The organism is Dietzia sp. MNB45, assembly GCF_051994785.1.
Classification (GTDB): Bacteria; Actinomycetota; Actinomycetes; order Mycobacteriales; family Mycobacteriaceae; genus Dietzia; species Dietzia kunjamensis.
This window is the reverse complement of record NZ_CP163397.1, coordinates 387,858-412,004: the sequence shown is the minus strand read 5'-3', so window position 1 is coordinate 412,004 and position 24,147 is coordinate 387,858. Positions and strand designations below refer to the sequence as shown.

Sequence of the window (24,147 nt, the reverse complement as noted above, 5' to 3'; positions counted from 1 at the left end):
GACGACCGTGATGACGACGACGACAACGACCGCAGCCGCCCTCGCCCCCGCCGTCGCCGGGTCCGCGCTCTGGCTCATCCCCGCACTGCCGCTGTTCGGCGCGGCGGTCCTGCTGCTGCTCGGTCGCCGCGCGGACGGGTGGGGCCACCTGCTCGGGTGCGCGACCGCGCTGGCCTCCTTCGCCGTGGCGGTGTGGCAGCTCGTCGCCATGACCGGCCGTGACGCCGCCGACCGTGCCTCCGGACAGACCCTGTTCGAGTGGGTCTCGGTCGGCGAGTTCCAGATGGACTTCGGCCTGCGCCTGGACGAGCTGTCCATGGTGTTCGTCCTGCTCGTCACCGGCGTCGGCCTGCTCATCCACGTGTACTCCATCGGCTACATGGCGGCCGACCCGGCGCGGCGCAAGTTCTTCGCCTACCTCAACCTGTTTCTCGCGGCGATGCTGCTGCTGGTGCTGGCCGACAACTTCCTCGGCCTCTACCTGGGCTGGGAGGGTGTCGGCCTGGTCTCCTACCTGCTCATCGGGTTCTGGCAGCACAAGCCGTCCGCTGCCACCGCGGCGAAGAAGGCGTTCGTCGTCAACCGCGTCGGCGACATCGGTCTGGGTGTGGCGCTGATGGTCATGGTCACCCAGCTGGGCACGCTGTCCTACGAGGGCGTGTTCTCGGCGATCGGCGGCGGGGCGGCGGGGGCCGACGGCGGGGCGGTGAGCTCGGGGCTGGTCACCGCGCTCGGGCTGCTGTTGCTGCTGGGCGCGTGCGCCAAGTCCGCCCAGGTGCCGCTGCAGTCCTGGCTCGGCGACGCGATGGAGGGCCCCACCCCGGTGTCCGCCCTCATCCACGCCGCGACCATGGTCACCGCGGGCGTCTACCTCATCACCCGGTCCAACCCGATCTACGACGCGACCCCGACCGCGCGCGCCGCGGTGATCGCGGTCGGCGCCGTGACGCTGCTGTTCGGTGCGGTCATCGGCTGCGCCAAGGACGACATCAAGAAGGTCCTCGCCGCCTCCACCATGAGCCAGGTCGGGTACATGGTCATGGCCGCCGGCTTCGGGCCCGCCGGATACGCGCTGGCGATCATGCACCTGCTCACCCACGGTTTCTTCAAGGCCGGACTGTTCCTCGGCGCCGGCTCGGTGATGCACGGGATGAACGACGAGGTCGACATGCGACGCTACGGCGCCCTACGCGCGGTCATGCCGGTCACCTTTGTCACCTTCGGACTCGGCTACCTGGCCATCATCGGCGTCCCTCCGTTCGCCGGGTTCTACTCCAAGGAGGGCATCATCTCCGCGGCGTTCGACGTGGGCAGCGGGTCTGCTGCGGGTGGGGGCGCGTTCGGCTCAGGATCGGCGGTCGGCTACCTCCTGGGGGCCGTGGCCCTGCTCGGCGCGGGCCTCACCGCCTTCTACATGACCCGCGTGATGATCCTGACGTTCTTCGGCCCGCAGCGCTGGGCCGACGACGCCCACCCCCACGAGTCGCCGGCGATCATGACGGCGCCGATGATCGCGATCGCCGTGGGCTCGGTGCTCTCGGGTCTGCTGCTGTCGCTCGGCGGGCGGCTGCAGGACTGGCTGGCACCGGTCGTCGGCGAGCACCATCCGGAGCACGTCCTACCGGTGTGGTTGGTCACCGCCGCCTCCCTGGTCGTGGTGGCCGTCGGCATCGCCCTCGCCGTGCACCGCTACACCCGTAGTGAGGTCCCGACCACCGCCCCCGCCGGCTCCGCGCTCACGCGGGCCGCGCGCCGCGACCTGTATGCCGACGACCTCAACGAGGCGGTGTTCATGCGACCCGGCCAGGCCCTGGTCGCGGGCATCGAGGTGATAAACCGGCGGGTGGTGGCCGGGGCGACGACGGGCGTCGGCACCACCCTCGGCGCACTGTCCGCCCGGACGAGACTCCTGCAATCCGGACTCACCCGCTCCTACGCGCTGTACATGCTGATCGGCGCGGTTCTGGTGATCGCCGCGATGTTGGGTGGTGGCGTCCTGTGACCGGCCCCGGACTGCTCACCGCGTTATGGCTCACGCCCCTGGTCGGCGCACTCGTCGTCGTCGTCCTCCCCGCGAGCGCGCGCCGCGCGGCGAGGCCCCTCGCCCTGGTCACGTCCCTGGTCGTCCTGGGGCTGGCCGTCGCGCTGGCGGTCGGATTCGAGCCGGGCGGCGACACCCACCAGTTCGTCGAGTCGCGGCCGTGGATCCCCGCGTTCGGGGCGACGTACACGCTCGGGCTCGACGGCGTGGCGCTCGTGCTGGTGCTGCTCACCGCCGCACTCATGCCGCTGCTGCTGCTCGCCGGATGGCGTGACACCGACGACTCCAGCGGCGCCACCTGGGACGGCCGGCGCGCACAGTCCTACCCCGCGTTGATGCTGGCCACGCAGGGGCTCGCGCTGGTGGCCTTCACGAGCCTGGACGTGTTGCTGTTCTACGTCGCGTTCGAGGCCATGCTCATCCCGCTGTACTTTCTCATCGGGGGATTCGGAACAGGCGCGTTCGGGGACAGCGGCGCGGACCGGGCGCAGGCGGCCGTGCGGTTCCTCCTCTACAACCTGCTCGGCGGGCTCGTCATGCTGGCCGCGGTGCTCGGGCTCTACATGTACACAGACCGGGCCGGACTCGGGCCCGACGGCCGCGGCACCTTCGACTACCGCCTCATCACCGACGCCGTCGCCGACGGGCGACTGCAGATACCGCCCGGCGCGATGCTCCTGCTGTTCGCCGGGTTCACGCTGGCCTTCGCGATCAAGGCCCCGCTGTGGCCGTTCCACACCTGGCTTCCCGGGGCCGCCGTCGCCGCGACGCCCGCCTCCGCGGTGCTCATGATGGCCGTGGTGGACAAGGTCGGCACCTTCGCGATGCTGCGCTACAGCCTGCCGCTGTTCCCCGAGGCCGCGGCGACCGCGGCGCCCGTGATGGTGACGCTCGCGGTGATCAGCATCGTCTACGGCGGCATCATGGCCATCGCCCAGACCGACCTCCTGCGGCTCATCGCCTACGCGTCGATCTCCCACTTCGGGTTCATCGTGCTGGGTGTGTTCGCCGCGACCGAGCAGTCGGCGGCCGGGTCGGCGCTGTACATGGTCAACCACGGCATCGCCACGGCCGCGCTGTTCCTCGTGGCCGGGTTCCTCGTCCGGCGGCACCGGATCCGCGAGATCGGCTACTACGGCGGGGTGCAGCAGGCCGCGCCCGTGCTCGCCGGGGTGTTCCTCATCGCCGGGCTCGCGACGCTGTCACTGCCCGGGCTGGCCCCGTTCATCAGCGAGTTCCTGGTGTTCGTCGGCACGTTCGAGGTCTACCCCGTCGCCGCCGTACTGGCGACGGCGACGTTCGTCCTGGCGGCCGTCTATATCCTGTGGACCTACCAGCGGGTGATGGGCGGGCCCCTCGCGCCGGGGTTGCGGTCCACGCCCGACCTGACGACCCGCGAGCGCGTGGTGCTGGCCCCGCTGGTCGTGGTGCTGATCGTGCTGGGCTTCTACCCGCAGCCGGCGCTCGACGTGATCGACCCGGCGGTCGCCGAGACCGTCGCCCACGTGGAAGGTGCCACCCGATGACCCCGGACATCGCCTACTCCTCGCTCCTGCCGCTGCTCGTGGTGCTCGGGACGGCGATCGTCTCGGTGCTCGTCGAGGCGTTCGCCCCCGCCCGACGCCGCTATGCCGCGCAGCTGGTGCTGTACCTCGGCGGGCTCGTCGCGGCGCTGGTGACGGTGGTTCTGCTCGCCGGGACGCGGCTGGTGACGGCTGGCGGCGCCGTAGCCGTCGACGGGCCGACGCTGTTCCTGCAGGGGGCGACGGCCCTCGTGGCGATCGGGGCGGGGGTGCTCATCGGGGAACGCTCCCGGGTGGGCGCGGCGGCCGGGGCCTCGTCGGGTTCGGTGGGCGCGGCGGCCACTGCCCGCCGCCCGGTGCTCGCGGGCTTCGCCCCGCAGGCCGCCCTGGCCCCGGGCGGCGACGCCGAACGCGAGGCCGAGCGCGCGGGCGTCTCCCAGACCGAGGTCTTCCCGCTCGCACTGTTCGCCACGGGCGGGCTCATGTTGTTCCCCGCGGCCAACGACCTCATCACCCTGTTCATCGCGCTAGAGGTGCTGTCCCTGCCGCTGTATGTGATGTGTGGCATGGCTCGCCGGCGGCGGCTCCTCTCCCAGGAGGCCGCGGTGAAGTACTTCCTGCTGGGGTCCTTCTCCTCGGCGATCTTCGCCTACGGCGCCGCGCTGATCTACGGGTACGCCGGAACCGTCGAATTCGGCGGCATCGCAGCAGTGGTCGCCGCCGAGGGCGGCAGCTCGCTGGCGCTGATCGGCGTGGCGATGATGTCGGTGGGCCTGCTGTTCAAGGTCGGGGCCGTGCCGTTCCACACCTGGACCCCCGATGTCTACCAGGGCGCGCCCACCTCGATCACGGCGTTCATGGCCGCCGGGACCAAACTCGCCGCGTTCGGTGCGATCCTGCGGTTCTTCCACACCGCCGTCCCCCGCCTCGAGGACGACTGGGCGCCCGTGCTCTGGGTGATCGCGGCGTTGACGATGATCGTCGGCACGGTCGTCGGAGTCACGCAGAACGACGTCAAACGCCTGCTGGCCTACTCCTCCGTCGCGCACGCCGGATTCCTGCTCACCGGGGTGCTCGGCCCTCCGGCGGCCGGTACCTCCGCCGTGCTGTTCTACCTCGCGGCGTACGCGGTGAGCACCGTCGGCGTGTTCGCGGTGGCCGGGCTGGTCCGCGCGCCCGACGGCGCCGAGATCACCGACCTGCAGGCCTGGGCCGGGCTCGGCCGACGTCAGCCACTGGTGTCGGGCGCGTTCGCACTGCTGCTGCTCGCACTCGCGGGCATCCCGCTGACCAGCGGGTTCATCGCCAAGTTCGCGGTGTTCTCCGCAGCCGTTGCCGGCGGCGCGGTGAGCCTCGTGGTGATCGGCGTGCTCACGAGCGCGATCGCGGCCTCGTTCTACGTCCGCGTGATCGTGGTGATGTTCTTCTGCGATGCGGGCGAGGTGGACTCCGGAAACGAGCGTTTCGGCTCTGCAGGCGCCGGCGAGGTGGCGTTCGCGCGCAGGCCCGTCACGTACGCGGTCGTCGGCGTCGCGGTCGTGGTGACGATCCTGCTGGGGATCGTGCCGCAGCCACTGCTCGACCTGGCCACCGCGGCGGCCGCGTTCGCGGGGTAGGAGTTCGCGGAGTAGGAGTCCGAGTTGGCGGAGTTCGCGGGTAGACAGCCAACCGGCCATCAGTCACCGCGTCGACAAGAGTCTTTCACCCGCATCGGTCGAGTAGCAGTGCACGAAACACTCTTCTCGACGACTGCCGCCCACTGCCTGCCGCCCGCCGCGCCCCCGGATCCCGCCGCGCCCCCTACTCCCCCAGGCCCAGCGGGGTGGCGTCGAACTCCCCGGACAGCGCGGAGACCGACCGAGCCAGTCGGAGGTCGCGCTGGGTCACCCCGTCGACGTCGTGGCTGCGGAGATCAAGGGTGACCTCGTCGTAGCTCCACAGCAAGTCGGGGTGGTGGTCCTGCGAATTGGCGGCCTGCCCGATCGCGGCGACGAGGTTGATCGCGGCCTGCGGGGTCTCGCACACGGCCGTGTAGGTCAGCGACCCCTCCGAGAAGGCCCAGCCGGGCAGGTCGGCGAGACCTTCGGCGATCTGCTCCTCGGTCAGGCGGGTGTTGTCGTCGGCGGCGGGGCGGGCGTTGTCGGCGTCTGCGCTCATGCTGTCCAGTCTGGCACCTCGCAGCGCACCCGGCACTCCCGTCGGGGCGCGGGAACTCATCGCCGCGCCCGCTGCTTCCCGCCGGGGCGCGGGAAATCTCCGCTGCGCCCGGCGCTTCCCGCCGCGTCGGCCCTTCCTGGTGGCGCGGCCTACTCTGTTCAGCGTGGAAGCCCCCGCCAGTCCTCTGCCCCCCGGCGCCGGCCGGTACGCGCCCAGCCCGTCGGGCGACCTGCACCTGGGCAATCTGCGCACGGCGGTGGCGGCGTGGGTGCTGGCCCGCGATTCGGGCCGGGCGTTCCGGATGCGCGTCGACGATCTCGACGCCGCCCGAGCGCGCCCCGGGGTGGCCGAGCGTCAGCTGGCGGACCTGGCGGCGATCGGCCTCGACTGGGACGGCGAGATCATGTGGGAGTCCGAGCGGTCGCACGCCTACGCCGCGGCGGCGAACCAGCTGTCCGACCAGGGCCTGGTCTACGAGTGCTACTGCTCGCGCCGCGAGATCGCCGAGGCCCCGCGCGCACCGCACTCCCCGCCCGGGTCGTACCCCGGCACGTGCCGTGACCTGTCGGAGGCGGAACGGGAGCGTCGCCGGGAGGCACTCGGCCCGGGGCGGGTGCCTGCGCTGCGACTGCGCGCGACGGTCGCGGAGCTGACGATCACCGACGGCGTCCACGGGCCGTACACGGGCGTCGTCGACGACGTGGTGCTGCGCCGCGGGGACGGCGTGTGGGCGTACAACCTCGCCGTCGTCGTCGATGATGCCGAGCAGGGCGTCGACCAGGTCGTGCGCGGCGAGGACCTGCTCTCCTCCACTCCCCGCCAGGCCCATCTGGCCGACCTACTGGGCCTGCCGCACCCGGAGTACGTGCACGTGCCGCTCGCGGTCAACGCCGCCGGTGAGCGTCTGGCCAAGCGGGACGGCGCGGTGACCCTGGCCGATCTGGCGCAGGAGGGGACGACGACGAGGGCCGCGGTCGCCAGTATCGTGGCCTCCCTCGGTGGGCCGGAGGGCGCGGACTCGATCGAGGCGCTGCATGGAGTGGTGACCACCGAGTCCTTGCGGGCCGGCCCCTGGGTGGTGGCCTGATCGGCCGACGCGCGCCCAGCCCGGCCCTCCCGCCTCATCGACAAGAGCGTTCCGCGCAGACCCACTCGCACAACGCGTGCGGAAGCGACTTGTCGATCAACGGTGACGCGGCGCGACGCGACCTATTCGACAGGCAGGGATTCGGCATCGCGGCGGGCGGAGCGGATAATCGTCGTTCGTGACCACTTCCTCGCAGAATTCCGACCAGCTGGGGACTGGGCGGCCGGACGGGAACACTCCCGAGCCGGCGCCCAGTACCCCTTCCACCGCGTCCGCCGCCTCCGCCGGTCTCCCCGGCCGCGCCGTGTTCGCCACCGTCGCCAGCCCGTACTACGGCTATCTCATCGCCCTGTTCGTCGGCGTGATGCTCATCAGCAACGTCACCGGCACCAAGGGCGTCCTCCTCTTCCCCGACCTGAGCTTCGAACTCGGGTTCCTCTCGATGGACGGGCTCGTCACCGACGGCGCCTTCCTGCTCTTCCCGCTGGCCTACGTGCTCGGCGACGTGATCAGTGAGGTGTACGGCTTCAAGGCGATGCGCCGCGTCGTGCTCTCCGGTTTCGCCGTGCTGGCGCTGGCCGCGTTGAGCTTCAGCCTGACCGTGCAGTTGCCGCCGGCCGACTTCTACGAGAACCAGGATGCGTTCGAGGCCGTCGCCGGGGTCATCCCGCAGTTCTTCCTCGCCGGCCTGGCCGGGTACGTCGTCGGCGAGCTGCTCAACTCCTACGTCCTGGTGTGGATGAAGCGCCGCACCGGTGAGCGGAGCCTGTGGGCGCGGCTCCTGGGGTCGACCGTGGTCGGCCAGCTCGCCGACACGCTGGTGTTCTGCACGATCGCGGCCCCGGCGCTGGGCATGGTGCTCGGCTCGGGCGACTACTGGAACTACGTCGTCATCGGTTTCGTCTGGAAGACCCTCGTCGAGGCGGTCCTGCTGCCGGTGACCTACGTGGTGATCGCGTGGATCAAGAAGCGCGAGCCCAGCTATCAGGCCGCCCTGTCGGGTTCCGCCCTGTCACACTCGGCGGTATGACTTCCGCTGACCGGGACGCAGACGACGGGCGCGATGCCGCTCGACCTGCCGCGGTGGCGGTGCTGGGGGCGACGGTCGACGACCAGACCAGGTGCGTCCACTACCACGGCCCGTTGGACGTCATCGCGATCCGCTTCCACTGTTGCGGCGAGTTCTATCCCTGTTTCCGCTGCCACGCCGACGCCACCGACCATGCGCTGTCGGTGTGGCCGCGGGACGAGTTCGACACCGATGCCCTGCTCTGCGGCGTATGTTGGAGCACGCTGACCATCGCCGAGTACCAGGCCGTCGACGCCTGCCCGGCCTGCGGCACGGCGTTCAACCCGGGCTGCTCGCTGCACTACCCGCTCTACTTCGAGTCCTAGGTCGAGTTCAACGGCGCGCGAAACTCCTCGACCATGCGTGCTGCCAGGACCAGGTGAGCCCGGATCACGCCCGCGAGTTCGTTCTCGATGCGTTCTCGGGGCAGGTCCCGAGCTCTGGCCCCCTCCGGCAACCTGTCAGCCACCCGTTGTAACCCGTCGTTGTGGACCCCGCCGCGTCGCTGTCTCCACGGGTCGGAGAGCACGTCGAGGATCGATGCCCGGAGCGTCGCGAATGCCACTGGGTCCGCCCCGTACGCGGCTCTGTAGATCCCAGTCGCCACCGAGACCCGGGGCTCCTCCTCCTCTAGTTCGGCGATCAGTTCGTCGTCTTCGTCGAAGTACGCCGCCTCGTACAGATCCTTCTCCTCCTCGAACTCTTCTACACCTTGCTCGAGCACCCCGGAGAGAATCTGGTCGGCGGCCACCAGCTGTGGCCACCTAACCATGAGCTCGTCGAACTCCAGATCCGCCATTCTGCTGATCAGTCGCCGAACCGCGGCGTCATCCCCGGCCAGCGCCTTTCGTAGCGCCTTCTCCGCGAGGTTGAACGCGGCGGTCTGCCACGTCTCACTCTTTTCTGAGCTATCGCGTACCGGACTGTGCAGGAGGACGCCCAACGGCGAGCGCCTCTCGAGGTCGTCGTGGGGGTGATCGTTTCTGGTCTGGTTCGTCATGCGCGCAGCGTCGCACGCAGCACCGACACCTACGAGTCGCCTCGGTCGTGCGGAGCTCATCCGCTGGTCGACCAAGACCGACGCGTAGGCCCGCCTATGTCGGTTCCTGCGTCATAGTGACGTATGGCCTCACCCCGCGTACCCGCCGCACTCACACTCCTCACCGCCGCACTGCTCCTGGCGGGTTGCTCGGGTCAGAGTGAGGATCCGCGGGTCATCAGCACGCAGGGAACCGGCATCGTCACCGGTTCTCCCGATACCGTCACCATCGTGCTCGGCGTCGAGACCCGGGCATCTGACGCCAGCACAGCGCTGACCGGCAACGCGGAACGCGCCCGATCCCTTATCGAGACCATCAAGGCCCAGGGCGTCGAAGAGGAGGACATCGCCACCAAGAACCTGTCGGTGCAGCCCAATTTCCTGCCCAGCGGCAGCATCGACGGATACATCGTCACGAACCAGGTGACGGCGACCTTGCGCGACGTCGACAGGAGTGGCGATCTCATCGATGCAGCGGCGGGCGCCGCCGGCGACGCGATCCGGGTTCAGCAGTTGACGTTCTCCATTGACGACGACAGCGACCTCAGGGCCCAGGCCCGGGCGCAGGCGGTCACGCGAGCTGAAGAACAGGCCCAACAGATCGCCGAGGCGGCCGGGGCGGAGTTGGGGGCGGTGCAGTCGATCACCGAGGTACCGAAGACCGAAGCGACTCCGTTTCCGATCTCGAGGTCGTTGGCAGACGGCGCAGCTTCGACGCCGATCGAGGCCGGTAGCCAGGACCTCACTGTGTCCGTCTCCGTGACCTACGAGATCAACTAGCTGATCCCGCCGCCGGATACGGGCGGCCGGGCGCCCTGGCCGCGCGGCCAGGGCGGCCAGGGCGGCCAGGGATCAGCGTCCCGAGTAGTACCGCCCCAGGAACTGTTCCTTGTAGGCGACGTACTCGTCGGGCCCGGCCGCCATCGCCGCGCGCACCTCGTCGACCAGCCGCACCACAAACGCCAGGTTGTGCAGGGTCAGCAGGGTCTGGCCTAGGAACTCCTTCGCCTTGAACAGGTGGTGGAGGTAGGCGCGCGAGTACTCCCGCGACACCGGCGAGGCGCCCTCCGGGTCGAGCGGGGTGTGGTCGTGGCGGAACTGGGCGCGGGTGATGTTGACCCGCCCGTCGAGCGTGTAGATCCCACCGTGGCGGGCCAGCCGGGTGGGCGCGACGCAGTCGAAGGTGTCGGCACCGTTTTCCACGGCGGTGAAGATGTCGTCGGGCTCGCTGATCCCCAGCAGGTGCCGCGGCCGGTCCTCGGGCAGTTCCTCGGTGCACCAGCCGACGATCGTTCCGAGGTTCTCCTTCTCCAGCGCGCCGCCGATCCCGTAGCCCCCGAAGCCTCGTCGCCCCTCGGCCTCGGCGCGCTCGCTCATCTCCACGAGCCCGCGCACGGCCTGCCGCCGCAGATCCTCGAACTGCGCACCCTGGATCACGCCCCACAGTGACTGCCCCGGCCGGTGCCCCCGCTCCTGCGACAGCCGCTCGTGCTCGTCGAGGCAGCGCTGCGCCCACCGCCGGGTCCGCTCCACCGAACTCTCCTGGTACTTCCGCGTGTTCATCAGCGTGGTGAGCTCGTCGAACGCGAACAGGATGTCGGCGCCCAGCGAGTGCTGGATCCGCATGGACACCTCGGGCGAGAAGCGGTGCCGCGAGCCGTCGAGGTGCGAGGTGAAGGTGACACCGTCCTCGTCGACCTTCGCCAGCCGCCCCTGCCCCTTGTTGGTGGCCTTGTCGTCGGGCTTGGCACCGGCCGACATCTCGATGACCTTCTTGAACCCCACCCCCAGGCTCATCACCTGGAAGCCGCCCGAGTCGGTGTAGGTGGGCCCGGGCCAGCGCATGAACTCCCCCAGCCCGCCGGCGGCGTCGACGACCTCGTGCCCGGGCTGCAGATACAGGTGGTAGGCGTTCGCCAGGACGGCCTGGGCGCCGGTGGAGCGGACCTGCTCGGGGGTCAGCGTCTTGACGGTGGCCTTGGTGCCGACAGGGATGAACGCCGGGGTGGCGATGTCGCCGTGCGGGGTGCGGATGACGCCCGTCCGCCCGCCGGCCGTCCCGTCGAGGACCATCCGCTCGCCCACGTCGAAGGTGGTCGCGCGGGTGGTGGGCGTGTCGTTGTCCGGCATCACTCCATCGTGGCATGGCGGTCGCGGATTGCGGACGTGACCCTAAGATGGAGAGGTACGTCGGCACGGGGGGCGTAGTCGTCGGCGTCGGGGGGCGCGACGTGCGCGCCCGAGGAGTACGACGACGAGGTGGGGCGATGACCACATCAGGTGGCCGTAGGCTCTCCAAGCACGAACGCCGATCACAGCTGATCGTGTTGGGGATCCGTTTGCTGGAGACCGTGCCTTTCCACGCCCTCTCGCTGGACGACGTGGCCGAGCGGGCCGGGGTGTCCCGCAGCCTGCTCTTCCATTACTTCCCCACCAAGCTGGACTACCTCACGGCGGTCGTGCGGGCGGCGGCCGACCACGTGCTGTCGCTGACCGAGATCCCGGTGGGCGCGCACGCCGAGGACAGCACACGCGCGATCATCACGGCACTGGTGCGTTACATCCAGCGGCGGCGCGACAACTACGTGGCGGTCCTGCGTTCGGGCCGCGCGGTGGATCCGGTGCTGGAGAAGGTCGTCGACGGCATGCACCGCACGATCAGTCTGCGGATCCTCGACAGCCTCGGGGTGCACGACCCGGACCCCCTGGCACTCGCTCTCACGCGGGCGTGGCTGGCCGGCACCGAGGAGTTGGCCCTGCTGGGCGAGGAGTCGGGTCTGCCGCAGGACACCGTGATCGATGCGGCGCTGTCGACCCTGAACTCGGTCGTGACACTGCCGGACTTCGTCGAGGACTCCTCCGGCCACCCCTGAGAGCGGGGCTCGCCTGCGCCCGCTCCTGCCCCACACACAGCCGCCCGTCGCCATGGCGTCTCGCACCCACCGCGGGGCAGGCGAGACGCCATCGTCAGGGGCGGCTGGCGCGGGGGCGGCTGCCGAGGGGGCGGCCAGGCGCGGGAACGGCTGCCACGGGCGAGGGGGTGGAATGGCGAGAGCCCCGGACCTCTCTCGAGATCCGGGGCTCTCCCCGTGGCGGTGGCGGTGGGATTTGAACCCACGGTTGGGGGTTACCCAACACAGCATTTCGAGTGCTGCACCTTCGGCCGCTCGGACACGCCACCGCCGATTAGGCTACTTCACCAGTGGCCCCGGACGAAAATCGCCAGGCCAGAGGCGAGAAGTCAGCTGCGGCAACTCACTTGTCGTTGCCGGTGAGCTTGCTCGCGGCCTCGTTGGCCTTGTCCTTGAGCTTCTCGGCACCCTGCTTGATGCCGGCCTCGCCCTGGTCGGCCTGGCCCTCGGCCTGCAGGTCACGGTTTCCCGTCGCGGCGCCGGCCGACTCCTTGGCGCGGCCGCCCAGCTCCTCGGCCTTATTCGAGAACTTGTCTCCCACTCCCATGTGGTGCTCCTCTCGATCGCGGCGCCGGGGTCCGGCACCTCTCACGGCCCACGGTACGGAGATGCCGGGCCGGCCTCCACCGCGAGCGGGTCACGATCGGGTCACCGACGGGCGCCCCGCCGCGGACCCCGGCACAGCCGCCGTCATCGACGAGCGCGGAAGAAACCCTCCAGGACGGCCGCACACTCGTCCTCGAGCACACCACCCCGCACCTCTGGACGGTGCACCAGACGTCGGTCGCGGACGACGTCCCACAGCGACCCACACGCCCCGGTGCGCGGCTCCCAGGCTCCGAAGACGATGCGGCCGACCCGCGCCGCGACCGCCGCCCCCGCGCACATCGTGCAGGGCTCCAGGGTCACCACGAGAGTGCAGTCCTCCAGCCGCCAACCGTCGCCCAGGACCCGCGCGGCCTCGCGGAGCGCGATCACCTCGGCGTGCGCGAACGGGTCACCGTCGGCCTCCCGCCGATTGGTGGCGGCGGCCAACTCCCGACCGTCGGGGCCCAGCACCAGCGCGCCGACGGGCACGTCCTCGGCCGGGGTACCGCCCGCCACGGCCAGAGCGCGCCTCACCAGCATCTCGTCGGCCACCCGCGCGGAGCCCCGGTGTTCGGGGTGCGCTGACCCCGGGGGCACCGAACCGGCGCGGTTCACGGACACACCGCGATCACGGACACCGCGCCGTCACGACCAGTGGCTCACGAGTCGGGCTGGTGCCGCTCGAACTCGTCGCCGAAGCCCATCCGCTCGGCCACGGACTGCAGCTGTTCGTCGGCGTACAGGTCGGTCTCGGAGACGATGATCTCCAACACCCCGGCGGGCAGGCCCATGTCGTCGAGGATCGCCATGTCGCCCTCGCCCCACGGGTCGGTCTGCTCGAGCTCCTCGTCGGTCATGTCGGGCACGTCCACGTTGAGCTCGTCGAGCACATCCGCGGCGAGGTCGTAGTCCAGCGACGCGGTCGCGTCCGAGAGCATGAGCCGCATCCCGGACGGGCCCGGGCGCAGGATCACGAAGAACTCGTGGTCCACGTCGACCAACCCGAACGACGGCCCCTCCGCGCGCAGCGACCGGACCTGCCGGGCGGCGTCGTCGAGACTGGTGAGGGCGGCGTCGTCCAGACGGGTGACCTGCCAGGAACCGCCGTCCTGGACCACCCCGAGTGCGATGCCGGTGACCGAGTCGTCGTCGGAGTCGCGGGAGAGTCGGTCGGAGCTGCTGGGCATGGGCTCAACCGTAGTCTGCTGTGAGAACCTTGTCAGGTGACGGTGACGGCGGACGTGTGCGTGCTCGGGGTCGGCCTGATCGGCGGCTCGCTCCTGCGGGCTCTCGGCCCGGAGCGGGCCTTCGGCTGGAACCGCTCCCCCGCCGGCGCCGAGGCCGCCACCGCCGCCGGTTTCGACGTCACCACGGATCTGCCCACCACACTCCGCCGGGCCGCGGAGACCGATGCCCTCGTCGTCGTCGGCGTCCCCCTCCCCGCCCTCGAGGCGGTCCTGGGCGCGGTGGCCGAGCACGCACCCACGGTCGCCCTCACCGACGTGATCAGCGTCAAGGGCCCCGTCCTGGACGCGGTGCGGCGGCACGGACTGGAGGCGCGGTTCGTCGGCGGGCACCCCATGGCCGGCACCGCCCACTCCGGCTGGGACGCAGGCGACCCCGACTTGTTCCGCGGTGCCACGTGGCTCGTCGCGGCCGACGACGACGCCGACCCCGACACCTGGGGACGGGTGGCGCGACTCGCGCTGGACACCGGCGCACGGGTGGTCTCGGCGACCTCCGCCGACCACGACGCGGCCGTCGCCCGGATCTCCCACCTGGGGCACGTGCTGGCCGAGGCGCTCGCGCTGGCGGGCGGTCGGGGCGGTGACCTCGCGCTCTCGTTGGCGGCAGGGTCGTTCCGCGACGGCACGCGCGTCGCCGGGACCGCGCCCGATCTGGTGCGCGCGATCTGCGAACCCAACCGGGACGCGCTGCTGGACGTGTTGGACGAGTGCCTCGCCGACCTCGGGGCCGCGCGGGCGTCGCTGGCCGAGCGGGGAACGCTGGGGCCGCTCGTCGACGACGGCCACCGCGCACGGCGCGCCTACGAGGACGCACAGGCCGATCGCACCGGCGGGGGCGCCCGACCGGCAGAGGTCACGCCGGGTGCGGCCGGGTGGCTCGAGGCGCTCCGCGAGGCGGGCGCCGCGGGCAGGGCGGTCAGGCTCGCCGACAGGCCGTAGAGGCCCGGCGGCCGGCCGTTCAGGCCCGGCGGCTGAGCCCCGGCACATCGATGATCACGCCGTCGGCGTCGACCGTCGCGCTGGTCGACGCCGTGGCGGTGATGCCGTGGACCTGCTCGTCGTCGCTGGAGAGGGTGACCGTGTCCTCGGTGACGTCGAGCGTCATGGAATCCACCGACAACACCCGCACGTCCTCGGAACCCGGCTGCGCGTGCAGACCCAGGCGACGGATCATGACGCTGGCGAAGAACACGCTGTAGGTGATGTCCACGTCCACCACGCCGTCGCCGCCCACGCGGGAGCGGGTCCCGGAGGAGTCCTCGAGCAGCCAGGCCCCCTCGTCGTCGCAGACCAGGTCGATCGTGCGCTCGTGCTCCTCCGTGGTGAGGGTCAGCCACACCCGGCGCAGGGTCGTGTCGGCGCCGAGTTGAGCCTCGTACTCCACGGTGAAGGCGGGGTTGTCCGGGCCGGCGGCGGCGACGATCCGACCGCGGGCGCGGGTGGAATCACCCTTGGGGACGACCCTGACCTGCTCGATCAGTCTGCCGTTCTCGGATATCCACGTGTACATACGGGTGACCGAGGCGCGGTGCGCTTCGGGCTGCCGCGAGGACGTCTCTGAAGCGTTCACAGCCTCCACGGTAGGAAAATCTCCACCAAAACGCACATCTGAGTCCCGTCAACCTCCTGCCCACCACCCGTCACACAGGCGGATCCGGCCCCCGGACGGCCCTGAGGAGGAACTGAGGGCCCGGGATGGCTGCGGGCGCCGACCCGTAAGCCGGGCTCAGCGCCGCCGCAGGTCCACCCGCGCACGGCGCCACGGGTACAGGGTGACGTTGCGGGACCGCGGCCACTCGCGACCGCTGCCCACCGGCTCCAGGCGATACCGCTCCAGCACCTGCCGCAGGATGACCTGGCCCTCCATCATCGCGAACGACGCCCCGATGCAGCGGCGCGCGCCACCGCCGAACGGCAGCCACTCGGTCGGCGTGGGCACCTCGCCGAGGAACCTCCCCGGGTCGAAGTCACGGGGCCCGGCGTAGGTGGCCGCGGAGCGGTGGGCCAGGACGATCGACGGCGAGATCGTCACCCCTCGGGGATAGGTCCGCCCGCCGACGGTGGCCGGCTCCTGCAGCTCCCGCATCACCATCGGCACCACCGGATGCAACCGAAGGACCTCCTTGAGCACGGCGTCGAGGTACTCCGACCCGCCCTCGGCGATCTCGGCCACACACCGGTCCTGGACGCGCGGGTGGCGGGCCAGTTCCAGCATCGACCACGCCATCGCCGTGGCCGTGGTCTCGTGCCCGGCCGCCACGAGGGTCATGAGCTGGTCACGCAGCTCCTGATCCGACAGTCCCTGCGCGTCGGCCGCCGAGGCGCGGACCAGCAACGCCAGGAGGTCCCGCCGCTCGGACAGGGCCGGGTCCAGGCGGGCCGCGGAGATCTCCTCACCGAGGAACTCGTGGATGGTCTCGAGGTCCCGCACCTCCCGGCTCCACGGCCACCGCCGGCGCAGCGCGGGGATCCCCAGGCCGATCATCACCACCGGGCCGGCATCGACCGCCCGGGCGACGATCGGCCGCATCCGGTCCAGGCGCGCAGAGTCCGTCACCCCGAAGACCACCCGCAGGATCACCTCGAGCGTCAGCTGGTTGAGCAGCACGTGCGCGCGGACGCGACCCGACCGCGGCCAGTGGTCCAACTGTTCGCGCGTGACCTCCTCGACGAGCGTGCGGTAGCCGTCGATCTCACGCCGCCCGAACGCCGGCGCGAGCAGCCGCCGGGCGCGCGCGTGCTCGTCACCGTCTTGGAGGAGGAGGGAGTGCTCGCCCAGGAGGGGACGGAGCAGGTCGTTGCCCTTGCCGGCGTGGAAGACCGACGGCGAGCCGGCGAACACGTCCTTGATCTGCGCGGGCTCGGACACCGCGACGACCTTGCGTCCGGGGCATGAGATCGAGCGTGAACGGCACCCCGTAGCGCCGGGCCGCCGCCGGGAAGACGACGGCGGGAGCCGACAGGGCGAGCACCGCCTGCAGGATCCGCGGGAGCCGGGGGCCGGGCGGGAGCCCGTCCCGCCCGATCCCAGCCTGCGTGGTCGGGCCGGGGCCCGCGTGACCGTGTGCCGGGCCGGGGCCCGCGTGACCGTGTGTCGCCTCGCTGCGCATGCGCTCACCGTACGAGTCGGCACGCCCCCGCCGCAGCGGGATCGGTGATGCCCGGCGCCCGCCGGCGCACCCCTGCGTCACCCGCGGGTGGCCGGACGTTCACCGGTATCGCCACCTCCTCGTCGTCGATCAGGTCTAGCGTGGTCCACATGGCCGTGCTCCCCGTGGACCTGGACTCGACGCCCGACGACATCGCCTCCCTCCTCGCCGTGGACGCCGCCGTCCGCGCGGCGGTGGGCCTCGACCACCACGTGCCCGCCGCCGGCGCCCTGCACTGGTCGGGGGACGAGGGGATGTGGATGGCGTTGCTACGGCCGGGGCCGGGGCGCGCACTCCTCGCCGGCTGGCACCACGAGTTCTCGCTCACCGAGGGCAGCGGCAACGCCGGGGAGGCCGGCACCGACCTGGTGGGTGACGCCCCGGGCTGGTGGCGCCGCGGCGTCGAACACGCCCGCACCCACGACGCGTGCCTGGGCTTCCTGTACGGGTGGGACGGGTCACGGTGGTGGCGACTGGACCAGCCCACCGACGACGGCTTCGACCCCGAACTGTTCCCGGTGACGCGGGCCGCCCTGCGCGACATCGTCGACGAGCTGGCCGACGACACCCTGCTCGACGCCCCCGACCCCGATGCCGTGGAGGCACTGCTCACCGCCGGGTCCGCCCTCACCGCCGTCGAGCTCGGCGCGGTGCTCCACGCCCCCGACGGCTGGCCCGAGGTCGACCTCGACGCCGGCGCCCGGGCCGCTCAGGAGTTCCGCTCCGCGGTCCCCGCCTGAGCCGGCGGTCCGTCCAGCGCAGCAGGAAAAATGCTGGTAAGGATAGCCTTTCGAGGCTTGTCGGCGACTCCTGGGAGTCCTACCGTAGGGGCATGAGCGTCCCCGGTCCGGCACCACACAGCACGGTGGAACCCCACGATTCATCGGTCGGCGGCAGACTGAACTGGCTGCGCGCCGCGGTCCTGGGTGCCAATGACGGGCTGCTCTCGACCGCGGGCCTCGTCCTGGGCGTCGCCGCCGCCACCACGGATCGCCCGGCAATCCTCGTCGCCGGCATGGCGGGGCTGGTCGCGGGCGCGAGCTCGATGGCCATCGGCGAGTACGTGTCCGTGAGCACGCAACGCGACACCGAGAAGGCGCTCATCGAGAAGGAGACCCGCGAGCTCGAGGAGGCACCCGAAGCGGAGTTCGACGAGCTCGTGGGCCTGTATACGGCCAAGGGGCTCAGCGAGGAGACCGCCCGGCGGGTGGCGGAGGAGTTGCACGCCGACGATCCCCTGGCGGCCCACCTCGATGCAGAACTGGGTATCGACGCCGAGTCGTTGACCAACCCGGTCACCGCCTCGATCTCGTCCGCCATCTCGTTCGCGCTCGGTGCCGTCATCCCCCTGCTCGCCGTCCTCGCCCCGGCCACGCTGAGGGTTCCGTTGATCGGCGTCCTCACGGTGGTGGGGTTGATCCTCGCCGGGTACGTCTCCGCCCGACTCGGGGACGCGGATCCCCGCCCGGCCGTGCGCCGGCTCGTGATCGGGGGCGTCGCGGCCATGACGGTGACCTACGGGATCGGCCTGCTGCTCGGGACCAGTGTGGCCTGAGCCGAGGGGCGCCTCCGCCGTTCGGGCCCGGGACGCGGGGGGGATCGCCTGCCTCGGAGGCGCGGACTCTGTAACCATGGTCCGGTGAAGAGACTCGGCTACGTGGCGGTGAGACGCCTCGCGCTCGAGATCATCGGGTGGACGCTCATCGTTCTCGGCATCGCCGCACTGTTCCTCCCGGGTCCCGGGCTCCTCATGCTGTTCGCCGGGACGGTAGTGCTCTCGCGGCAGTACGAGTGGTTCGACCGGCGACTGCTGTCGATCAAGCGCGTCGCCATGGAGGGCGCCTCCCGCGGGGTCCAGTCGTGGCCCAAGATCGCCGGGTCACTGCTCGGCATGGCCTGGCTGATCGGCCTGGGGATCTTCTGGGGGATCGGCTCGACGGTGCCGACCTGGTGGCCGCTGTCGGCCGACCTCTGGCTGATCGGCGGCTGGGGCACCGGCGGCACCCTCATCTTCTCGGGCCTCGTCGGGCTGGCGCTGCTCGTCTACGCACTGCGTCGGTTCCGCGGCAGCCCGTACGACCACGAGGCGGAGGTGGTGCACGACCACCAGCGCCGCGAGGAGCGGCGCCGGGCGCGGGCCGCGCGGCGGCACGCCCACGCGGCGGCGCGCCGCGCCGATCCGGGCGTCACTCCAGGCTGAACCTCTCCTCGCCGCCCACCTCGACCATCCGCTGCTCGCCCCGCACGCACACGCACACCGGGGTCGCGTCGATCACGCCGTCGCGGTGACGTATCACCACCTCGTCCCGCATCACCGTCACCGTGAGCGGCGATCGCAGGTAGGTCATGTTGAACGAGACCCCGTCGATCCCGCCGGGCAGATTCGGGTCGAACTGCAGCATCCCGCCCTCGACCCGCATCCCGGCGTAGAAGCGCTGCACGAGGTCGACCGTGCCGGACATGACCCCCATGTGAATGCCCTCGCGGGTGGTGCCGCCCTGAATGTCGTGCACGTCGCTGCCCAGCGCGACCTTGAACCGTTCCCAGGAACTGTCCGGGTCGAAGCGTGCGAGGACGCCCGCGTGGGTGATGTACGACAGGGTCGACCCGTGGGAGGTGCGGCGGTCGTAGTACTCGATGGTGCGCCGCGCGGCGTCGTCGGGGAACTCGTACCCGAGACGCCCGAACACCCGTCGCAGCTCGTCGTCACTGAAGAGGAAGAACAGCATCACCGCGTCGGCCTGCTTGGCCAGCTTGTACCGGTCCGGGGTGTCGCCCTCGGCCTTGAGGATCCGGTCGAGCCGCTGGATGTTGCCGTACCTGGCCCGGTATCCCTCCCAGTCCAGCTCCTCCAGCTCCTCGTAGCCCTCGAACTGGCTGATGATCCCGTCGTGGAACGGGACGAACATCTTTCGGCTCATGTCCTTCCACCGGGCGATCTCCTCGTCGCGCAGTTCGAGCCGGGCGCGGACGGCACCCGCCTGGGGCGCCGGCAGCAGGTCGAGCAGGTGGGCGGCGATGTCGCAGATCCACGCCACGAAGACGTTGGTGTAGGCGTTGTTGCGCACTCCGCCCTCGGACGCGCCCGGGTACTTCTCGTGGTACTCGTCGGGCCCCATCACGCCGTGGATCTCGTAGCGCTGCCGCTCGGGTGAGTAGTGCGCGATGGATGACCAGAACCGCGCGATGCCGAGCATCATCTCCGCGCCCCGGAACTCGAGGAACATCGTGTCCTCGGTGAGGGTGACGTACTGCCAGACGTTGTAGAAGATCGCGGCGCTGACGTGGCGTTGGTTGTGCGACAGGTCGATGTCCCAACGCCCGGACATCGGGTTGAGGTGGAGTTCCTGGGTCTGCTCCGTGCCGAGCGATCCGCTCTGCCACGGGAACATGAACCCCTCGTAGCCGGCCGACGCCGCCGCCACCCGCGCCTCGGACTGCCTCCGGTAGCGGTACATGAGCAGGCTGCGGGTCACGGCCGGGAGCCGGAAGGTCAGGAACGGGAAGACGAACAGCTCGTCCCAGAACACGTGGCCCCGATAGGCCTCACCGTTGATCCCGCGGGCGGGCACGCCGGCGTCGAGGTCGGAGGTGTTGTGCGAGCACGTCTGCAGGATGTGGCTGATGTGCACCCGCAGCAGGTGCTGGGCCTCGTCGTCGCCGAACACGTGCAGGTCACACGCCTGCCACAGCCTCTCCCACGACTCGCGGTGGTGCGAGTACGCCGCGTCGAACGGTCGCGAGCGCGACGCCGACCGGGACGCGCGCAGGAGCGTGTCCCCCGTGGCCGGGTCACGGGAGGTGAACAGGGCGACCGATTTCTCGATCGTCGTGGGGACGTCGCGCTCCAGTTCCACGTGGAGGGTCTGCTGGATGTAGTCCGCCGTCCGGAAGTCGGAGCGGGGCACCTCGCGTTCCCGGCCGCCGGTCGAGACGAGGGTGCGTGCCGCGACGCCGACGTTCACCTCGGACTGCCGGGTGCGCACCTTGAGCGCCATCACCTCGGGCTGCGGGAACACCGTGCTGCCCGGCCGGAGGTGATCGCTCTCGAGTTGCCGGTAGCGGGGCACTCCGTCGTTGGTGACGCGCCCGTCGAGCGCGCTCACGATCTCCGCCTGGCCGGACCAGTTCAGCGGCGTGATCGTCCACTCGAGGTAGGCGTGGTGCATGCTGGCCATCGACGCGAACCGTCGGCTCACCAGCTCGGTCTCCCGTCCCTCCCGGTCACGGAAGCGGATCTGGCGGGTCATCAACGCCGAGCGCAGGTCCACCCGGTGGCGGTACTCGAGGATCTGCACCTCCGAGAGCCGTAGTACCTCGGCGCCGCCGATGCGCAGCTTGAGCGGCAGCCAGTTGGGGAGGTTGACCAGGTCCTCGTTGTGCACCGGCACGCCGCCGAGCATGGTGGTCGCGCGGTTGTAGAGGCCGTGCACGTAGGTGCCCGGGTAGTGGACCCCGTCGTTCTCCTCCCATTCGGCGGCGCCGCGGGTGGACATGTACCCGTTGCCGGTCGAGGTGAGGGTCTCGCGCAGGCCCTCCTCACCGGGGTCGAACCCGTCGTAGGACAGCGAGAAGGCGTCGTCCTGCCCGCCCGGGGAGGCTGCACGTCCGGTCTGTGAGGTGGTCACACGCCCGACCCTAACCAGTCCGTCGGCTCCTCGGCGGCGGTCCGGCCGGACGGCTCGGCGAGATCGTCATCCCGCCGAGACCCGCCCCGCGCGGGTCTACGATATGATCTACGTCACAGTCGGGACGGTTCGGGGCCGCGCCGCGATCCCTTTTGTCGACCGTCTCCGTCCGACAGGGGTTCATCATGACCGTTCAGCTCATCGAGATCACCGAGGACGTCGCCGACCGACTCCAGGTCCTCACCACACCGACGGCCTGTCAGGTCGGCGATGCGCGCATGATCATCATCGATCTGCTCGGTTCCGGGCCCTCGTGGCCGTTGTCCGTTCTGATCAACCACGTCTGCACCGCCTACGAGGCGCCGGACGGCGAGCGCCTCATGGTCGACCTGCGTAACCGCGAGGACCTCGCGGATGACGTGTTGCGTGACGAGCCGGCGTTGAAACACGTGCGCTGGGTCCGGGCCACTCGGATGGCTCTGCGCGAGCTGACCGACGCCGACGAGGTGGTCTGGAGCATGCCCTCCGACGACCCGGATGAGGTCGACCACCCGGAGGTCGAGGTACTGATGTCCGGTGCGCAGCCGCGCGCCTTTCGCGTCTACGTCGGCGATCCGCTGCCCGACGGCTCGGTCTCCTTGCGGTAGCGGACGGCCACCGCGAGCATCACCGCGCCGACGGCGATGAACGACAGCACGCGGAACAGTCCCGGCAGGGTGGCCAGGTCGAGCAGGAGCAGCTTCGCCAGCGCGAGGGAGCCCAGGACGAACCCGAGTCGACGTGCGTCGGCGATGCGCGGGTTCGCGGTGAGGACGAGCCAGGCCGCGCAGCAGATCCACAGCACCGTCACCACCAGGTGTGCGGCGAGGAACCCGTTCCGGGCCACCCCGGTGAGGTCGCCGATCACGACGCCGGCCGCGACCACCATCACCGAGAAGGCCGCCAGGGCCACGACGGCGCCCACCATCATCACGCGCGTCGCCTCACGGGGCAGGCGGCGGCGCGCCCACCACGTCACGGCGACCGCCAGCGCCGTGATGGCGAACGAGGAGACCACGTCCCAGTAGGTGAACTCGCGGACCGCGAGCCGGTCGCTCAGTGCGAGGTGCGGTCGGTTGACGGCCGCGTAGACGAGCACGGCGATCACGGAGGCGGCCACGGCCACCAGGTCCACCCAGCGTCGTACCCACAGGCCGGCGGCCACGACGTAGGCCAGGGCGCTCAGGGTCAGCGCGAAGCCGGTGAGCTCGCGCCCTCCAAGTTCGACCCACGTCAGCAGCAGCAGCGCGCTCCCGACGAACCCCGTGACCGCGGCGAGCAGCACGTGCGACCTGTCGCGGCCGGTGCGGCCGGCGAGAACCGCGACGGCGAGGTAGGCGGCGGCGAGGGCCAGTCCGACGGGCCAGCCGGGCCGGAGGAGGTGGGTGGCCGGCAGGAGGGCGAGGGGCAGGGCGGTGGGGACGACGACGAGGGCGGCATTGGCGAGTGCCGGGCGGCGGTGGGCGGTGTCGTACCAGGCCACCCCGACGCCCACGGCGGCAAAGACGAGCGCGGTCGCGATGAGCGCGATCTGTTCGCCGCGGCTGTGGAGTGCGGCCTGCGAGAGGTAGCCGGCCAGCAGGAACCCCGGTAGGACGGACCACACGACGCGGACGGCCGCCCCGAGTTCGGCGGCGAGTACCGCGGTGGCGATGCCGACGATCGCGACGAAGATCGGCAGCTCGACACCGGTGGAGATGAGGGGCGCCAGGAGCATCGTGCCGGCCGAGACCAGGCAGGCCAGCAGCCCGGAGGACCAGCGCCCCGCCAGTGCCATCCCTCCGAGGGCGAGCCCGCCCACGAACATGTACGCGGCCGGGACGGGGATCCACAGGTAGAGCGTGGTGCTGGCGATGACGTCGAGCATCGCCGCTGCCAGGCCCGTGCCGACCAGGGCCAGTGCGCCGGGGTTGACCGGGGTGTCGGCCGTGGGCTCGTGGCGGGACTGCAGTCGCAGGCCGAGGCCGACGAGCACCACCGCCAGGACCGCGGCGGCGACGACCCGCGCGAGCGGCGGGAACAACCCCGCCTGGATGGCCACGACCAGTAGGAACGCGATGCCGGCGAGCATGACCGACCCGCCGATCGCGGCGATGACGGTGGCGGCCGTGATACGCGGCCTCCGCCGCGGCGACTGGCGCGGCGCCGCGTCCCACGGTTGCCGCCACGGCCGGTCGGCCTGTTGCCACGGCCGGTCGGACAGCTGCGCCGGCCGGTCGGGGTGCGCGGGCGGCGGCCCGTACCGCCCCGCGGGGTCGTCCTGTCCGGGTGGCCGCCAGGGCCCGCCCGGACGTGCCGGGGCGGGCACAGGCTGCGAGGGAGCGCCAGCCGGGGCCGGGGCGCCAGACGGGGCCGGCGTCACCGGGTGCGGCGTCCCCTGAGGCGGCGCGCCCGCACGCCACGGCGACTCCGCCGGCGACTCCCCCGGCGACTGTCCGCCCACCGCCGGACCGGACTGTCGGGCGAGTGCCGACAACCCGGCCCGGACCTCCCCGACCTCTGCGGTGATGCGTCCGAGACGGGCGTCGAGGTCGGCGAGGGCGCGCTGCAGGTCGGACTGCTGGGGGTTCACCCCTGAATCATCTACCGCTCCGTTGCCAGCGTCCATGCCCCTCTCCCCTGACACCTCGACACGGAGCGCCGTCCCGGACTAACGACTCCGCCCGCC

The 24,147-nt window shown here is 71.2% G+C and carries 24 protein-coding genes and 1 tRNA gene; 13 read left to right on the top strand and 12 right to left on the bottom strand.

Translation table 11 applies throughout. The features are described 5' to 3' along the window. The first annotated feature begins 10 nt into the window (after nt 1-10). The 3 genes from nuoL to nuoN are packed head-to-tail and all read left to right on the top strand — an operon-like array spanning nt 11 to nt 5,180. Nucleotides 11-2,002 (top strand): NADH-quinone oxidoreductase subunit L, encoded by a 1,992-nt coding sequence (gene nuoL, locus AB5G72_RS01955; protein ID WP_440221537.1) that lies wholly within the window; start codon nt 11-13, stop codon nt 2,000-2,002. Continuing rightward, a complete protein-coding gene (locus tag AB5G72_RS01950) occupies nt 1,999-3,567 on the top strand; it encodes an NADH-quinone oxidoreductase subunit M (protein ID WP_440220822.1) in 1,569 nt (522 codons plus the stop codon). The genes nuoL and AB5G72_RS01950 overlap by 4 nt, the downstream gene beginning before the upstream one ends. Further along, nucleotides 3,564-5,180 carry an NADH-quinone oxidoreductase subunit NuoN gene (nuoN, locus tag AB5G72_RS01945; RefSeq protein ID WP_440220821.1) on the top strand — a complete coding sequence of 539 codons (1,617 nt, stop codon included), beginning with the start codon at nt 3,564-3,566 and terminating at the stop codon, nt 5,178-5,180. The genes AB5G72_RS01950 and nuoN overlap by 4 nt, the downstream gene beginning before the upstream one ends. A 184-nt stretch (nt 5,181-5,364) precedes the next feature. Here the strand turns inward: nuoN and AB5G72_RS01940 are convergent, their stop codons facing one another. Next, the gene (locus AB5G72_RS01940; RefSeq protein WP_067714662.1) at nt 5,365-5,721 is read right to left on the bottom strand and encodes a 4a-hydroxytetrahydrobiopterin dehydratase; all 357 of its coding nucleotides are present in this window, start codon (nt 5,719-5,721) and stop codon (nt 5,365-5,367) included. Between the two features lie 163 nt (nt 5,722-5,884). Here AB5G72_RS01940 and gluQRS point away from each other — a divergent pair, with 163 nt between their 5' ends. The 3 genes from gluQRS to AB5G72_RS01925 all read left to right on the top strand — a co-directional run bounded on the left by gluQRS (nt 5,885) and on the right by AB5G72_RS01925 (nt 8,203). Further along, on the top strand, nt 5,885-6,808 hold the full coding sequence (gluQRS, locus tag AB5G72_RS01935) for a tRNA glutamyl-Q(34) synthetase GluQRS (RefSeq protein ID WP_440220820.1): 924 nt from the start codon (nt 5,885-5,887) through the stop codon (nt 6,806-6,808). A 304-nt stretch (nt 6,809-7,112) separates the two neighbouring features. Next, complete coding sequence (locus AB5G72_RS01930; protein ID WP_096906215.1) at nt 7,113-7,838, top strand: queuosine precursor transporter; 726 nt, start codon at nt 7,113-7,115, stop codon at nt 7,836-7,838. Beyond that, a complete protein-coding gene (locus AB5G72_RS01925) occupies nt 7,835-8,203 on the top strand; it encodes a CHY zinc finger protein (RefSeq protein WP_440220819.1) in 369 nt (122 codons plus the stop codon). Before AB5G72_RS01930 ends, AB5G72_RS01925 begins: the two co-directional genes overlap by 4 nt. On the opposite strand, the gene AB5G72_RS01920 is transcribed toward AB5G72_RS01925, so the two are convergent. Beyond that, nucleotides 8,200-8,877 (bottom strand): hypothetical protein, encoded by a 678-nt coding sequence (locus AB5G72_RS01920; protein ID WP_132063732.1) that lies wholly within the window; start codon nt 8,875-8,877, stop codon nt 8,200-8,202. The two genes, AB5G72_RS01925 and AB5G72_RS01920, sit on opposite strands and share 4 nt — an antisense overlap. Nucleotides 8,878-9,000: 123 nt before the next feature. Between AB5G72_RS01920 and AB5G72_RS01915 the strand changes: the two genes are divergently transcribed. Continuing rightward, nucleotides 9,001-9,696, top strand: coding sequence for an SIMPL domain-containing protein (locus AB5G72_RS01915; RefSeq protein WP_440220818.1), 696 nt, complete (start codon nt 9,001-9,003; stop codon nt 9,694-9,696). A gap of 72 nt (nt 9,697-9,768) precedes the next feature. Here AB5G72_RS01915 and tgt read toward each other — a convergent pair whose 3' ends face one another. Continuing rightward, entirely contained in the window at nt 9,769-11,046 is a 1,278-nt protein-coding gene (gene tgt, locus AB5G72_RS01910; RefSeq protein WP_440220817.1) for a tRNA guanosine(34) transglycosylase Tgt, read from the bottom strand. 137 nt (nt 11,047-11,183) lie between these two features. Between tgt and AB5G72_RS01905 the strand changes: the two genes are divergently transcribed. Then, nucleotides 11,184-11,789, top strand: coding sequence for a TetR/AcrR family transcriptional regulator (locus AB5G72_RS01905; RefSeq protein ID WP_120284922.1), 606 nt, complete (start codon nt 11,184-11,186; stop codon nt 11,787-11,789). Nucleotides 11,790-12,006: 217 nt separating this feature from the next. On the opposite strand, the gene AB5G72_RS01900 is transcribed toward AB5G72_RS01905, so the two are convergent. The 4 genes from AB5G72_RS01900 to AB5G72_RS01885 all read right to left on the bottom strand — a co-directional run bounded on the left by AB5G72_RS01900 (nt 12,007) and on the right by AB5G72_RS01885 (nt 13,603). After that, nucleotides 12,007-12,097: transfer RNA gene (locus tag AB5G72_RS01900), tRNA-Ser, on the bottom strand. A gap of 74 nt (nt 12,098-12,171) precedes the next feature. Then, nucleotides 12,172-12,375 (bottom strand): CsbD family protein, encoded by a 204-nt coding sequence (locus tag AB5G72_RS01895; protein WP_120284924.1) that lies wholly within the window; start codon nt 12,373-12,375, stop codon nt 12,172-12,174. Between the two features lie 143 nt (nt 12,376-12,518). After that, nucleotides 12,519-12,956 (bottom strand): nucleoside deaminase, encoded by a 438-nt coding sequence (locus AB5G72_RS01890; protein ID WP_271799238.1) that lies wholly within the window; start codon nt 12,954-12,956, stop codon nt 12,519-12,521. A gap of 119 nt (nt 12,957-13,075) precedes the next feature. Beyond that, on the bottom strand, nt 13,076-13,603 hold the full coding sequence (locus AB5G72_RS01885) for a tRNA adenosine deaminase-associated protein (RefSeq protein ID WP_069388832.1): 528 nt from the start codon (nt 13,601-13,603) through the stop codon (nt 13,076-13,078). A 36-nt stretch (nt 13,604-13,639) separates the two neighbouring features. Here AB5G72_RS01885 and AB5G72_RS01880 point away from each other — a divergent pair, with 36 nt between their 5' ends. Continuing rightward, nucleotides 13,640-14,602, top strand: coding sequence for a prephenate dehydrogenase (locus AB5G72_RS01880; RefSeq protein WP_440220816.1), 963 nt, complete (start codon nt 13,640-13,642; stop codon nt 14,600-14,602). A 19-nt stretch (nt 14,603-14,621) separates the two neighbouring features. Here AB5G72_RS01880 and AB5G72_RS01875 read toward each other — a convergent pair whose 3' ends face one another. The 3 genes from AB5G72_RS01875 to AB5G72_RS01865 form a co-directional block, all read right to left on the bottom strand. Next, the gene (locus AB5G72_RS01875; RefSeq protein WP_244294162.1) at nt 14,622-15,233 is read right to left on the bottom strand and encodes a putative glycolipid-binding domain-containing protein; all 612 of its coding nucleotides are present in this window, start codon (nt 15,231-15,233) and stop codon (nt 14,622-14,624) included. Between the two features lie 156 nt (nt 15,234-15,389). Continuing rightward, complete coding sequence (locus tag AB5G72_RS01870; RefSeq protein WP_440220815.1) at nt 15,390-16,532, bottom strand: cytochrome P450; 1,143 nt, start codon at nt 16,530-16,532, stop codon at nt 15,390-15,392. Between the two features lie 245 nt (nt 16,533-16,777). Further along, complete coding sequence (locus AB5G72_RS01865) at nt 16,778-16,924, bottom strand: hypothetical protein (RefSeq protein ID WP_167507185.1); 147 nt, start codon at nt 16,922-16,924, stop codon at nt 16,778-16,780. On the opposite strand from AB5G72_RS01865, the gene AB5G72_RS01860 reads away from it, so the two are divergent. The 3 genes from AB5G72_RS01860 to AB5G72_RS01850 all read left to right on the top strand — a co-directional run bounded on the left by AB5G72_RS01860 (nt 16,923) and on the right by AB5G72_RS01850 (nt 19,012). After that, on the top strand, nt 16,923-17,552 hold the full coding sequence (locus AB5G72_RS01860; protein ID WP_440220814.1) for a hypothetical protein: 630 nt from the start codon (nt 16,923-16,925) through the stop codon (nt 17,550-17,552). The genes AB5G72_RS01865 and AB5G72_RS01860 overlap by 2 nt on opposite strands. Before the next feature lie 92 nt (nt 17,553-17,644). Further along, a complete protein-coding gene (locus tag AB5G72_RS01855) occupies nt 17,645-18,367 on the top strand; it encodes a VIT1/CCC1 transporter family protein (protein WP_154829313.1) in 723 nt (240 codons plus the stop codon). A 102-nt stretch (nt 18,368-18,469) separates the two neighbouring features. Continuing rightward, nucleotides 18,470-19,012 carry a PGPGW domain-containing protein gene (locus tag AB5G72_RS01850; RefSeq protein ID WP_440220813.1) on the top strand — a complete coding sequence of 181 codons (543 nt, stop codon included), beginning with the start codon at nt 18,470-18,472 and terminating at the stop codon, nt 19,010-19,012. On the opposite strand, the gene AB5G72_RS01845 is transcribed toward AB5G72_RS01850, so the two are convergent. Further along, nucleotides 18,999-21,440, bottom strand: a complete 2,442-nt coding sequence (locus AB5G72_RS01845; protein ID WP_440220812.1) for a glycoside hydrolase family 65 protein — start codon at nt 21,438-21,440, stop codon at nt 18,999-19,001. The two genes, AB5G72_RS01850 and AB5G72_RS01845, sit on opposite strands and share 14 nt — an antisense overlap. 185 nt (nt 21,441-21,625) lie before the next feature. Between AB5G72_RS01845 and AB5G72_RS01840 the strand changes: the two genes are divergently transcribed. Further along, on the top strand, nt 21,626-22,087 hold the full coding sequence (locus AB5G72_RS01840) for a hypothetical protein (protein WP_154829319.1): 462 nt from the start codon (nt 21,626-21,628) through the stop codon (nt 22,085-22,087). Here AB5G72_RS01840 and AB5G72_RS01835 read toward each other — a convergent pair. Next, a complete protein-coding gene (locus AB5G72_RS01835; RefSeq protein ID WP_440220811.1) occupies nt 22,042-24,051 on the bottom strand; it encodes a DUF2339 domain-containing protein in 2,010 nt (669 codons plus the stop codon). The two genes, AB5G72_RS01840 and AB5G72_RS01835, sit on opposite strands and share 46 nt — an antisense overlap. Between the last annotated feature and the right edge of the window lie 96 nt (nt 24,052-24,147).

Excerpts from the sequence above, each read along its gene's own strand:
- nuoL (WP_440221537.1), top strand. The coding sequence starts at position 11 with ATGACGACGACGACAACGACCGCAGCCGCCCTCGCCCCCGCCGTCGCC.
- nuoN (WP_440220821.1), top strand. The coding sequence starts at position 3,564 with ATGACCCCGGACATCGCCTACTCCTCGCTCCTGCCGCTGCTCGTGGTG.
- AB5G72_RS01940 (WP_067714662.1), bottom strand. The coding sequence starts at position 5,721 with ATGAGCGCAGACGCCGACAACGCCCGCCCCGCCGCCGACGACAACACC.
- AB5G72_RS01925 (WP_440220819.1), top strand. The coding sequence starts at position 7,835 with ATGACTTCCGCTGACCGGGACGCAGACGACGGGCGCGATGCCGCTCGA.
- AB5G72_RS01920 (WP_132063732.1), bottom strand. The coding sequence starts at position 8,877 with ATGACGAACCAGACCAGAAACGATCACCCCCACGACGACCTCGAGAGG.
- AB5G72_RS01915 (WP_440220818.1), top strand. The coding sequence starts at position 9,001 with ATGGCCTCACCCCGCGTACCCGCCGCACTCACACTCCTCACCGCCGCA.
- tgt (WP_440220817.1), bottom strand. The coding sequence starts at position 11,046 with ATGCCGGACAACGACACGCCCACCACCCGCGCGACCACCTTCGACGTG.
- AB5G72_RS01905 (WP_120284922.1), top strand. The coding sequence starts at position 11,184 with ATGACCACATCAGGTGGCCGTAGGCTCTCCAAGCACGAACGCCGATCA.
- AB5G72_RS01895 (WP_120284924.1), bottom strand. The coding sequence starts at position 12,375 with ATGGGAGTGGGAGACAAGTTCTCGAATAAGGCCGAGGAGCTGGGCGGC.
- AB5G72_RS01890 (WP_271799238.1), bottom strand. The coding sequence starts at position 12,956 with ATGCTGGTGAGGCGCGCTCTGGCCGTGGCGGGCGGTACCCCGGCCGAG.
- AB5G72_RS01885 (WP_069388832.1), bottom strand. The coding sequence starts at position 13,603 with ATGCCCAGCAGCTCCGACCGACTCTCCCGCGACTCCGACGACGACTCG.
- AB5G72_RS01860 (WP_440220814.1), top strand. The coding sequence starts at position 16,923 with ATGGCCGTGCTCCCCGTGGACCTGGACTCGACGCCCGACGACATCGCC.
- AB5G72_RS01865 (WP_167507185.1), bottom strand. The coding sequence starts at position 16,924 with ATGTGGACCACGCTAGACCTGATCGACGACGAGGAGGTGGCGATACCG.
- AB5G72_RS01855 (WP_154829313.1), top strand. The coding sequence starts at position 17,645 with ATGAGCGTCCCCGGTCCGGCACCACACAGCACGGTGGAACCCCACGAT.
- AB5G72_RS01840 (WP_154829319.1), top strand. The coding sequence starts at position 21,626 with ATGACCGTTCAGCTCATCGAGATCACCGAGGACGTCGCCGACCGACTC.